The 10,921-nt window shown below is 46.4% G+C and carries 11 protein-coding genes and 1 tRNA gene; 6 read left to right on the forward strand and 6 right to left on the reverse strand.

The genetic code is table 11. From position 1 onward, the window contains the following. Nucleotides 1–70: 70 nt before the first annotated feature. Complete coding sequence (tsgA, locus tag AC534G_RS15895; RefSeq protein ID WP_110498412.1) at nt 71–1,225, reverse strand: MFS transporter TsgA; 1,155 nt, start codon at nt 1,223–1,225, stop codon at nt 71–73. 38 nt (nt 1,226–1,263) lie between these two features. Continuing rightward, nucleotides 1,264–1,971: a purine-nucleoside phosphorylase gene (deoD, locus tag AC534G_RS15900; protein ID WP_069323281.1), complete on the reverse strand. Its 708-nt coding sequence runs from the start codon at nt 1,969–1,971 to the stop codon at nt 1,264–1,266. Between the two features lie 271 nt (nt 1,972–2,242). Between deoD and AC534G_RS15905 the strand changes: the two genes are divergently transcribed. The 3 genes from AC534G_RS15905 to AC534G_RS15915 are packed head-to-tail and all read left to right on the forward strand — an operon-like array spanning nt 2,243 to nt 4,969. Further along, on the forward strand, nt 2,243–2,605 hold the full coding sequence (locus tag AC534G_RS15905; protein WP_038639494.1) for a GtrA family protein: 363 nt from the start codon (nt 2,243–2,245) through the stop codon (nt 2,603–2,605). Beyond that, nucleotides 2,602–3,525, forward strand: coding sequence for a glycosyltransferase family 2 protein (locus AC534G_RS15910; RefSeq protein ID WP_069323280.1), 924 nt, complete (start codon nt 2,602–2,604; stop codon nt 3,523–3,525). Before AC534G_RS15905 ends, AC534G_RS15910 begins: the two co-directional genes overlap by 4 nt. Before the next feature lies 1 nt (nt 3,526). Continuing rightward, the gene (locus AC534G_RS15915) at nt 3,527–4,969 is read left to right on the forward strand and encodes a glucosyltransferase domain-containing protein (RefSeq protein ID WP_110498414.1); all 1,443 of its coding nucleotides are present in this window, start codon (nt 3,527–3,529) and stop codon (nt 4,967–4,969) included. Nucleotides 4,970–5,214: 245 nt separating this feature from the next. Here AC534G_RS15915 and AC534G_RS15920 read toward each other — a convergent pair. Next, nucleotides 5,215–5,302 (reverse strand) — tRNA-Ser (locus tag AC534G_RS15920). A gap of 142 nt (nt 5,303–5,444) precedes the next feature. Further along, nucleotides 5,445–7,073 (reverse strand): ABC transporter substrate-binding protein, encoded by a 1,629-nt coding sequence (locus tag AC534G_RS15925; protein ID WP_110498482.1) that lies wholly within the window; start codon nt 7,071–7,073, stop codon nt 5,445–5,447. A gap of 269 nt (nt 7,074–7,342) precedes the next feature. On the opposite strand from AC534G_RS15925, the gene yccA reads away from it, so the two are divergent. Next, nucleotides 7,343–8,002, forward strand: a complete 660-nt coding sequence (gene yccA, locus AC534G_RS15930) for an FtsH protease modulator YccA (RefSeq protein WP_003035917.1) — start codon at nt 7,343–7,345, stop codon at nt 8,000–8,002. Between the two features lie 56 nt (nt 8,003–8,058). Here yccA and AC534G_RS15935 read toward each other — a convergent pair whose 3' ends face one another. Together AC534G_RS15935 and AC534G_RS15940 are read right to left on the reverse strand one after the other, a co-directional pair. Then, nucleotides 8,059–8,535 carry a hypothetical protein gene (locus tag AC534G_RS15935; RefSeq protein WP_038639481.1) on the reverse strand — a complete coding sequence of 159 codons (477 nt, stop codon included), beginning with the start codon at nt 8,533–8,535 and terminating at the stop codon, nt 8,059–8,061. After that, nucleotides 8,532–9,287 (reverse strand): winged helix-turn-helix domain-containing protein, encoded by a 756-nt coding sequence (locus tag AC534G_RS15940; protein ID WP_110498483.1) that lies wholly within the window; start codon nt 9,285–9,287, stop codon nt 8,532–8,534. The genes AC534G_RS15935 and AC534G_RS15940 overlap by 4 nt, the downstream gene beginning before the upstream one ends. 308 nt (nt 9,288–9,595) lie before the next feature. Here AC534G_RS15940 and AC534G_RS15945 point away from each other — a divergent pair, with 308 nt between their 5' ends. Further along, nucleotides 9,596–10,339 (forward strand): fimbrial protein, encoded by a 744-nt coding sequence (locus AC534G_RS15945; protein ID WP_069323275.1) that lies wholly within the window; start codon nt 9,596–9,598, stop codon nt 10,337–10,339. A 74-nt stretch (nt 10,340–10,413) separates the two neighbouring features. Further along, a complete protein-coding gene (locus AC534G_RS15950) occupies nt 10,414–10,920 on the forward strand; it encodes a CS1 type fimbrial major subunit (RefSeq protein WP_069323274.1) in 507 nt (168 codons plus the stop codon). The last annotated feature ends 1 nt before the right edge of the window (nt 10,921 follow it).

The following is a 10,921-nucleotide window of genomic DNA, read 5'->3' on the forward strand; positions in this document are numbered from 1 at the left end:
GAGTCGCCCCACCCGATAAAGGGTGTGGCGGCTGGCGATCTAATTAAGGAGGTAAGCGTTATTACTGTATTTATTTACGTTTGAGTTTGAGTGTCCCCATCAGCATGACGAAGATAATTAAATACAACACCGGTATTGCATACATAATTTTCTGCAGTCCCATCGTTTTTTCCATCAGGGCGCTGATCGCCGGACTAAACATGGCCCCGGCACTACCACTAATTAAAATATATGAAACGTTCTGACTACTCGCGCGCTTCACAAAAGAAACACCATAAGCAATAAAGGAGTTATACAATGCCGCACAGACAAACCCATAACTGTAGGCAAGATAATCAAGCCCAGAGATCTGTTCTTTGGTAACGATAATGGTGGTAATCACACACGCCAGCAGAATAATACTGAGCAGGAAATAATGGATCTTCACCCGGGCAACAATTACAGTAGAGACTAACGCCCCCACCAGCGCAGCCCCCCAGTATTGGGTAATAATATTCCCGGCCTCTTCAAACGGAATACCAAACTTGTTCTTCACAAATAACGGTGCCCAGGTGAGGAAGGTGTACAGCGCCAGCATGCCTAAAAACAGACCTATACCGCCGCTAATAATCCCAGGATTCCACTCTGATTTCACTGCGTCTGTGCGATCCGCCGCAGGAGCCGTTTCACAGGCATTGAAGCGGGTTAGCATCACAACTCCCAGCGTGAGTAAGGCCACTATGCCAACGCTAAGGTAGCTATAACTCCACGACATATTATGCGTCAGGGCAAAGGTAGTGATCAGCGGAAAAACCACGCCCGCGACGTTAAAGGTGGCATCCTGTACCACCAGCATTGTGCTCTGAATGCGATCCTGCCAAACCGAAACCACGATCGTTCCCGCCACGCACAGGCCAATCCCCCCACAGAATCCCACTAAGGCCATGGCGACCATCACCGGCCATAAGCCGGGGCTTACGTGCATCGCCAGCGCGCAGAGGAACACTATCGAGTAGATAATGAGCGTCATACGCTTCACACCAATTTTTTCTATCAGGAAAAAGGCGGCGATAGTCCCGGCTAATGCTCCGCCATTGAGTAACGAAAATATCGAGGCGACAGTATTTACATCGGCACTGTAGCGTACTGCAATCGGTTCAATCAGCATGCCGAACTGACTGGCAAACCCTGCCATTATAAAATTTGCCAGAAAACTAATCAGCGTAAGTGCTATTTTATTCTTCATATAATGCCATCTCTGATTGGTTCAATTAGAAGTCAGGGCTAAGCCGTAACGGCAGTATTTAGCGCCAGCTCAATCATATTTTTAAAGGTTAACTGTCGTTCTTCTGCCGTCGTTTCTTCTCCTGTCAGGCAATGATCGGATACGGTTAAAATAGCCAGTGCTTCAATACTAAACTGATGCGCCAGGGCATAGAGTCCTGCCACTTCCATATCCACCCCCAGCACACCGAAGTTTTCCAGTGCCGGAATTAAATTTTCGTCAGGATCATAATAAAGATCGCCACTGAAGACGTTACCGACCTTAATATCGATTCCGGCCTTTTGTGCCAACATCCACGCCTGCTGTAATAGTGGAAAATGTGCAGACGTCGCCATTGCGTAGCCCGCGCTACGTTTTAAATTTGTAACGGAATCCGTTCCGGCAGCGACGGCAAGGATAATATCGCGCATTTTGACATGATGTTGAGTTGCCCCCAGGCTACCGACGCGAATAATTCTCTGCACGCCAAAGTCATGTATCAGTTCATGGGCATAAAGCGTCATTGAAGGAATGCCCATTCCGTGCCCCATTACCGAAACGGGTTGTCCAAAATAAAGACCGGTATAGCCCAACATATTGCGCACATTGGTAACTTCGCGGTAATCCATTAAATAGTTTTCGGCAATAAATTTCGCGCGTAGCGGATCGCCCGGCATAATCACAGTTGGCGCAAAATCACCCGGTTTAGCATTAATATGTGCAGTCATAACAATTCCTGAATTATGGGTATTGAAAATATGCAGGGATTGTAACCAGACGTTTGCAGGGGATTGAGGACAAAAGTCCTGCTCAGAGGATCGGCCTCTCATTTCTGAGTGTTAGTGTTGCAGTCTTGTGGCTCAGCGGAAAACCGCGCCCCCGGCACAGTCGCTCGGAGGTATCGCAAAACAAGCCTCTGCGAAAGGTCAAAGTCGAGTTGTCGATCTCGTTTTGCATCAATGTTAAACTCGCACACTTTCTATTAGACCTTTCTTAATTATGATAAAGCTACTTTCACGCTACATTTCCGTAGGGATTGTAAACACGGCATTACATTGGGCGGTGTTCGGCATCATGGTATACATCATGAAAAATGACCAGGCCGTGAGCAACGTGGTGGCGTTTTTGATAGCTGTGACATTTTCATTTTTTGCCAACGCAAAATTTACATTTAGTGCAAAAGCCACCAGCCGGGGGTATGTGCTATTTGTTGGATTTATGGGGCTACTGAGCTTTATCTCTGGTCAGGTCTCCGATCACTACAACATTTCCCCTCTCATAACGTTGATAGAGTTCTCCTGTATCAGCCTGGTATGTGGCTTCTTATACTCAAGGTTCATTGTTTTTAGGGATCCGAAATGAAAATCTCTCTGATTGTGCCGGTGTTCAATGAAGAAGATACAATACCTATTTTCTACAACACGGTGCGTGGGCATGAAGAACTAAAAAAATATGATGTCGAAATTGTGTTTATCAACGACGGTAGCAAAGACGCTACAGAATCAATCATTAATGCTCTCGCCGTATCTGATAAGCTCGTCGTCCCCATTTCATTTACACGCAACTTTGGAAAAGAACCAGCAATTTTTGCAGGCCTTGAGCGTTCCTCTGGTGAAGCAGTTATTCCGATCGATGTTGACCTACAGGATCCAATCGAAATAATTCCATTGATGGTCGATAAGTGGCTTGCGGGTGCAGATATTGTGCTGGCAAAGCGTGCAGACCGCTCCACGGATGGAAAACTGAAGCGTAAAACCGCTGAGTGGTTCTATAAATTACACAATAAAATAAGCGATCCGAAGATCGAAGAAAACGTTGGTGACTTTAGACTTATGTCCCGCGATGTAGTTGATAACATCAAACTCATGCCGGAACGTAATCTCTTTATGAAAGGTGTGCTTAGCTGGGTCGGTGGCAGTACTGATGTTGTTGAGTACACACGAGCAGGACGCATTGCTGGTAAATCAAAATTTAATGGCTGGAAATTGTGGAATCTTGCCCTGGAGGGTATTACCAGTTTTTCAACGTTCCCATTGCGGATATGGACCTACATTGGTTTTTTTGTAGCCGCCGTATCCTTCTTGTTCGGTGCATGGATGATTATAGACAAGATTTTTTGGGGAAATCCGGTTGCGGGATACCCATCTATTATTGTTTCAATCCTTTTCCTGGGTGGTATTCAGTTAATTGGTATCGGTGTGCTCGGTGAGTACATAGGTAGAATCTACATCGAAACCAAACAACGGCCACGCTATATAGTTAAAAAACAAGACAGGATTTAAAATGTTCTCCAGATACGATAAAAAAGCATTGTTTATTTACTCAGGATTAGCCCTGTTGTTTATCTATCCCTTAATCCAGGCAGGCATATATTATAGAGATGACTTAGATAGATCTATAACTGGATATTACGGCTGGCGTGGTTTAGGTCGACCTTTTGCAGATATTTTAACAAGGTTTTTTTCTGCCAGTGGGCACTATAACCTTGACCTGTTTCCTTATACAATGCTCGCATCATGTATTTTCTTAGGTGCATCTTCGCTTGCGCTCAGTAAGCATCTGTTTAAATCAGACATTTCGAACGCAAATATGGTGGCAGCACTTTTAATATTCAATCCATTCATTTTGCAGAATATTGCGTACAGATATGATAGTCTCGGAATGTCGATTGCCTTTTTCCTTGCGGTGATTGCATATACCTATAAAAATAAAAACCAGAGGATAGAGATTGCAACAAAATTAGTAGCTGGCGTATTATCTTTAACCTTATATCAACCATGTGCCAATATTTTTATTGGCTTGCTTGCAATTGATGTAATCATCATCGCAACAAAAAAAGATATAAAGATCAAGGAATCGATATTTTTCTTATGCAAGAAAACAATTTTATTCGTATCATTTTTTCTTATCTATATGCTTTTCTTCTCGCCCAAAAATAACTCTCGAGCAGAATTAATACATCCAGACCAGAGTGGATTGGAGCATCTGGCCAAAACATTAATTGCCTTAAAAGAAATGGTTCTTTCTTATCTCTATCACCCGGTTTACATTTACTTCGCAATCCCAATACTTATCAGTTGCGTGTTTATGCTCATTGCTTACCGTACTAATATTAAGCAAATGGCAACATTTATTTTGTATGGAACTATCTCCTTTTTAATATTCATTATTTCACTTATGGGACCAACATTATTGCTTCAGGACGCACCAGTACTTCCCCGTACTTTAGTCTCGTTTTCAGTTATACTGGTTATAATTGCTATACCGATTATGCGTTTCGCTCCTCGTTTTAAATACGCTGCACTGATCCCAGTCATTGCTTCGCTTGCTTTTAGCGCTCAATTAAGCAACGCTATGAAGTCACAACAAGAATATGAAGATTTTGTTTTTAACATGATTGCGCAAGACATTGCCTCTCATAAAGACATCGCCTCCATTGGTACTGTAGGCCAATTGAATAAAAATGAAAGAGCAAAGTTATTAATAGATAATAAACCACTTATAGGCTATTTCGTTTTTCCCGCCACTGAGTTTTTAGCGTCATATCAATTGGTCAACAAAGGGTTCACGCAAACCCTTCATGGTTATGGGGATGAGCAAGAAAATAAAAACAGACTATCTGATATGATAAAAAAAGGTATTAAACCGGTATCATCAAATGAATATTATACATTATTCATTTCGGACAACAACGCCATCGTATTTTTAGGAAAATATAACAATTAATTATTACCAGCCCTCACACTTAATGTTGAGGGCTTTATTTTCGAAGAGTCAGCAGCAATCATATCCAGCGAAAAAGAAGTTACCCTGGGCTCGCCTGGGCTGAAGTGGTAAGTATGATGGTTACTCGGTTATTCCATTCCCTTGCCAATTTCAGGGAACGTAACAGCACGTACTCTCACAACAACAGGTTCAAATTTTCCTTATAAGCAAAAAGGGGTTGCCTTTCGGCAACCCCTTTTCATGTTTGGCGGAAGCGTAGAGATTCGAACTCTAGAACCCTTTCGGGTCGCCGGTTTTCAAGACCGGTGCCTTCAACCGCTCGGCCACGCTTCCAATGAGGCGCACTATAAACATCCCGAACGGACCTGTAAAGTACCAATGTGTTCGTTTGCCTGAAAAACAGCCAAAATAGTGTTAATCGACTGAAATAAAAACAAATTGGCCATTTATTCAGCACAAATAGCGGCTGCCACGCTTAATGTTTTTTGATGTACATATCTTTGGTGTAGTAATTTCCGCGGTTATCCGGCGCAAATCCTCCTACCCACGGCTTCACCAGATGTGTGCGAACATAGTGATAAATCGGAATAGCAGGTACATCCTCACCTAACAGATCTTCAGCCTGCTGGTAGTCTTTACCTCGCTCTTCCAGTGAACTTGCTTTCGCTGCATTATGCATCGCTTCATCAAAGGCGGGGCTACTGTACCCGGTGGTATTCTCACTGTCCCCGGTGCGGAAAATATTGAGGAAACTAGAGGCATCGTCATAGTCGGCTATCCACGCATAGCGCACAATGTCAAAATTACCGGTGTGCATAGTATCCAGCATGGTTTTCCATTCCTGATTTTGCAGCTTCACCTCAACGCCAAGATTTTTCTTCCACATTGACGATGCGGCAATCGCAATACGCTGGTGCGTTTCGAAGGTGTTGAAGAGCAGATTTAAGCTCAGCGGATGGTCAGGACCATACCCGGCCTCCGTGAGCAGTTTTTTAGCTTCAGCAATGCGTTTGTCGAGTGGCCACGACGCATACTCTGGCGCATGCAGTTGTACTCCACCGATATCAGGCTGGCTGATAACCCACGCCGCACGTTGCCCCTGCCCCATCACCTTTTGCGCAATGATGTCTTTATCCAACGCCATATTCAGCGCCCGACGCACGCTCGGGTCATTAAAGGGCGCTCTGGTCGTATTGAACTGATAGTAATAGGTTGAAAGCTGAGGCGAGACATGGAGTTCATCACCCATGGTCTTTTTCAACTGTGCAAACTGATTGACCGGTACGCTATACACAATGTCAATCTCACCCGCCTTATAGCGGTTCACGTCAGCAGACTCTGAACTAATGGGCAGGTAAGTGACTTTATTAATGACCGTGTGCCGATCGTCCCAGTAATGCGGGTTACGCTCGGCAACGATGCGCTCATTGACCACCCACTGCGATAATTTGTACGCTCCGCTGCTGACAATATGCTCTGGGCGGGTCCACTTATCGCCAAAACGGCCAATCAGCACTTTATCGAGCGGGACCAACGACGGGTGCGCCAGCATCGCCAGAAATGCCGCCGTCGGTTGCGTTAGGGTAATTTCCAGCGTGGTATCATCCAGGGCCTTGACCCCTAGCGTGGCGGGATCTTTGTTACCCTGAGCAATATCGACTGCGTTCACCACGTGCATATTGCCCAGATACGAGGCATATGGTGAAGCCGTTTGCGGCGAGACCAGGCGCTGCCAGCTCCAGACGACATCCTGTGCGGTGATAGCCGATCCATCCGACCAGGTTATGCCCGGACGTAAATGAAAGGTCCAGACGGTGTTACCTTTATTCTCCCAGGAGGCGGCAAGACGGGGTTCAATAGACCCATCCGGCTTAACTGCCACCAGACCGTCGAACATATCGCTGATTAAATTAAACTCCACGTTGCTTTCGACTTTATGCGGATCCAACGACGCCGGTTCGCTGCCGTTGTTTCTGACCAGTTCCTGTTTTTCTGCAAGTACTGTTCCTGCCGGAACATTTGCCGCCCTCGCCGCGCCGTTTACCGACATCAAACAGACAGCCAACAGCGTAAATGTAAATCTCTTCGTTTTATCTTGAGTCATTCCCTTTACCTTATTGCTCTGTTTATGATGACACCGCTGTCACTGTCAGAGAGAAACGGGAATTACGCAATATTTTTCAGTAACCTGGCCGATATCTAACAGGCATTTTTACACATACAGTGCTAACATCTGATTCGGGAGCTTTTGCTGAAATAATATGCTTAAGCCTGGCGGGTTAAACTGCGTAAAGATGGGTAAAACCGCTGTGTCATTCCCCTTGATTTCATTATCCTTCATCATTAATTACATCTGTCATAAGAGAGTGACTCATGGATCGTATTATTAGTTCTTCGCGCGATCGTACATCGCTACTCAGCACACATAAGGTGCTGCGCAACACCTATTTCCTGCTCAGCCTGACGCTGGCGTTTTCAGCGATCACCGCGACCGCCAGTACGGTGCTGATGCTGCCTTCTCCGGGACTGATCCTGACGCTGGTGGGTATGTATGGTCTGATGTTCCTGACCTATAAAACGGCGGATAAACCCGTTGGTATTCTGTCAGCTTTCGCTTTTACCGGCTTCCTGGGCTACATTCTGGGGCCAATTCTGAATACCTACCTGTCTGCAGGTATGGGTGACGTTATCGGCATGGCGCTGGGTGGTACGGCGCTGGTCTTCTTCAGTTGCTCTGCGTATGTGCTGACCACACGGAAAGATATGTCCTTCCTCGGCGGGATGCTGATGGCAGGTATCGTGGTTGTGCTGATCGGTATGGTTGCGAATATCTTCCTGCAACTGCCGGCACTGCATCTGGCGATCAGCGCGGTGTTTATTCTGATTTCTTCAGGCGCAATCCTGTTTGAAACCAGCAATATCATCCGTGGCGGTGAAACCAACTACATCCGCGCCACTGTTAGCCTGTACGTTTCGCTGTACAATATCTTCGTCAGCCTGCTGAGCATTCTGGGCTTCGCCAGCCGCGATTAAGCAGCATCACTGATACGAAAAAAGAGAATGCCAATGGCATTCTCTTTTTTTATACCTTATTCACTCCGGCAGATATAGGTAGGATAACGCCGGTCCTGAATCAGCCACACGGCGGGTGAAAGTTCAGAAATCGTCAGGTAGTAGCGAGCGGTCGGCCAGGCGAAGCTTCCCCACTGGGCATCGGGGGTATTGTCATTGTGTCGACGCCAGGTTTTGGTGTAACTCAATACAATGACGTTGTCATCGTCCCGCCGCTCCCACGTAAAGTCTACATCCCTGTCAATAATCAAATTTTGCCCCCCAGCTCTTGCCGCACCTTTGTAGGTGGTCAAGCCTGTACCGTCCCGATGAAAATAGAACTGGGCAATGGTATTGACCTTCACTTCACTTGTTTTTCCCTCATTGCGCGTAAAGTTAAATTCAGTGCTGCAGGCCAGCACATCGCTTTTGCCGACCGCGCCGCAATAGTAAAACAGCGCCAGCGCGCCGCCAACCACAGCACCGCCCAATCCAAAAAGAAGCCTTATTTTCATTTTTCGGCCCCACTTTTATAGCGAATCGTCTTGCACAGGCTGGTTTTACTGACCGGGCAGGCACCGATGAACATTTCATCGGCGGTGGCGAGCGAAAAACGAGCGCTGAAATAATAAATATCGTACTCCTCGCGCTCACAAGCCACGTTATTGGCCTCCAGTCGCTCAGCTAATTTCGAGAGCACTAACGGTCGTCCATGATCGTTGATAATCCAGACACTACAACGTGCGATTTTTTCCTCGACCTGCTTTAATTTCGCCGGAACGGTTATCTCCTGCGGACGGCTAAGGTAAATGCCCGCCCCCAACGCTGCGACGATCAATGTCGCTATAATCAACCATCTTTTCAGGTAAGTGCGCCGGGGCTGTATGTCTGGTTGCATGGAAGGGGATTGCGGCTCAGCGGCTTGAATGTTCTCACCAGGCTGAAAAATCACATCGGCATCAAAACGGAATCCATAGCGCGGGACAGTGACGATAAATTCGTGCCCCTCTCCCAGAGACTGGAAGCTTTTACGCAGTTCGCTTACCGCTTTATTAAGATTATTTCCGGATGGCGTAAAGCCAAACTCTTCCCATACGCGAGTGATCAATTCCTCCCGGCTCAGATCGCGTCCTCGGTGTTTAATAAATTCCTGTAAAAGACGAACGGCTGGCGCCGAAAGTGTTAATACAGTCTCAGGTTGTCCAACAAGGCTTATTGCATGTGCTTCAGGATCAAATAACAACGAATTATTGCATATAAAAAACATCTTTTATTCTCGGCTGTAACCGCATGCTTTTTATTCCCTGGTACATCGACATGAAAACCACCTCCTGATCTGCTTGTTTTTTCATCAGAAGGAATTTTCTTCCCATCCTTGGCCGCGGTATTTTCGCTTAACTATACAACCTTAAAGCCAAAAAAGCAGGATAAAAAACTGTATATAACGAGTTAGCTAATACAAATTTTCACAAACCGCTGTTCTGGTTAAAGTTTCCCTGCCCTGAAGCGATACGAAAGCAGACGGTGTCCTGGTGTTAACGCGCCGCCTTTAAACTCAGAGCAGGCAGACTGATTGTGAAACAGAAAAAAAGAGTGAGCATGACAACCGCCTTTTATGTCGCCGCGCTGTCATTGCCATTTTTCTCAGAAATGACAATGGCCAATATGAGCGTGTATCCCATGGAACTGAATGTAGACAGCTCCGGTGCGGCGCAAATTAAGGTGGCTTCAAAAACGGATGATATTCAGTTCATTCGGGTGAGGCAAAAGAAAATTCTTAATCCCGGCACGGCTCAGGAAAAAGAAATTGACGTGGCGTCATGGAAAGAAGATGGCGTGGTGGTTACGCCCGAAAAATTTGCCCTCGCGGCCGGCGCGATGCGCGTAGTTCGTCTGGTATCGCTTATGCCTCCGAAAAAAGAGACCACCTGGCGCGTCTATTTTGAAGGGGTAAAACAACCAGACAGCATTATTCCGGGCAAGGCAGAAAGCCCTGCCGCGATGGCGACATTGGGCGTCAACGTGATTTGGGGCGCACTGGTCCATATTGCTCCAGAAGAAAACGTAATTTCACTGTCGTTCGACCCTCGCCGCGGGACGTTAAAAAACAATGGCACGCTGCGTGTACCGCTCAGAGAGATCGGTATTTGTGATGCAAATTCATCGTGTAAATGGATAAAAGAAGACGCGACGATTTATCCGGACACTGAACGGAAATTAAAAACACTCACAATGAGCCATGGCCAGAAATATAAATTCCGCTACTTCAACTGGGTAAATAAAACCGCTGAAGAAGCTGACTTACCCGTCGTGCAATAACACGACATCACAGTAAAAACCCACGTAGTTCGTTGAAAGAGCCAAGGTGCTCATTTGTAAATATGGAGATATCAATGCGTAAGTATATTAAACCTCTGATGATCGTTGCCGCGATGACCTCGTCCTTTAGCGCGCTGGCAATTCAAAAAGATATTACCGTTAACGCCAGCGTTGACTCACAGTTGGATATGACCCAGGCCGATAACACGCCGCTGCCGGCCAGCATCGACATGCAGTACCTGCCTGGTCGTGGTCTGGAAAGCTACCGTCTTAACACCAAGGTGTGGTCTAACTCCGCCACCAGCAACGTCAAAGTGCGCCTCGTTAGTGCGGCAAAACTCACCAACACGGATGGTGACCAGATTGTACCGATGACGGTCATTCTGGGTGATAAAACACTGTCTACCACCGATGCTGAATTTACCGGAACTGAACTGTTCCCTGGCAGCATTGAAAACGGTTCCGCAGTACTGCCACTGACCATTTCGCAAACCACCAAAGGCATTCTGAAAACCGGTCAGTACAGCGGCGTTGTCAGCCTGATGCTGACGCAGGCGACAACCACGGAAGGCGGTGCGTAAC

The sequence above is a fragment of the Citrobacter sp. CRE-46 genome, assembly GCF_059615875.1.

Bases quoted from the DNA above. Each gene is read 5' to 3' on its own strand.
- yccA (WP_003035917.1), top strand. From the start codon at position 7,343: ATGGATCGTATTATTAGTTCTTCGCGCGATCGTACATCGCTACTCAGC.
- AC534G_RS15925 (WP_110498482.1), bottom strand. From the start codon at position 7,073: ATGACTCAAGATAAAACGAAGAGATTTACATTTACGCTGTTGGCTGTC.
- deoD (WP_069323281.1), bottom strand. From the start codon at position 1,971: ATGACTGCACATATTAATGCTAAACCGGGTGATTTTGCGCCAACTGTG.
- AC534G_RS15915 (WP_110498414.1), top strand. From the start codon at position 3,527: ATGTTCTCCAGATACGATAAAAAAGCATTGTTTATTTACTCAGGATTA.
- AC534G_RS15905 (WP_038639494.1), top strand. From the start codon at position 2,243: ATGATAAAGCTACTTTCACGCTACATTTCCGTAGGGATTGTAAACACG.
- AC534G_RS15940 (WP_110498483.1), bottom strand. From the start codon at position 9,287: ATGTTTTTTATATGCAATAATTCGTTGTTATTTGATCCTGAAGCACAT.
- AC534G_RS15935 (WP_038639481.1), bottom strand. From the start codon at position 8,535: ATGAAAATAAGGCTTCTTTTTGGATTGGGCGGTGCTGTGGTTGGCGGC.
- AC534G_RS15910 (WP_069323280.1), top strand. From the start codon at position 2,602: ATGAAAATCTCTCTGATTGTGCCGGTGTTCAATGAAGAAGATACAATA.
- AC534G_RS15950 (WP_069323274.1), top strand. From the start codon at position 10,414: ATGCGTAAGTATATTAAACCTCTGATGATCGTTGCCGCGATGACCTCG.
- tsgA (WP_110498412.1), bottom strand. From the start codon at position 1,225: ATGAAGAATAAAATAGCACTTACGCTGATTAGTTTTCTGGCAAATTTT.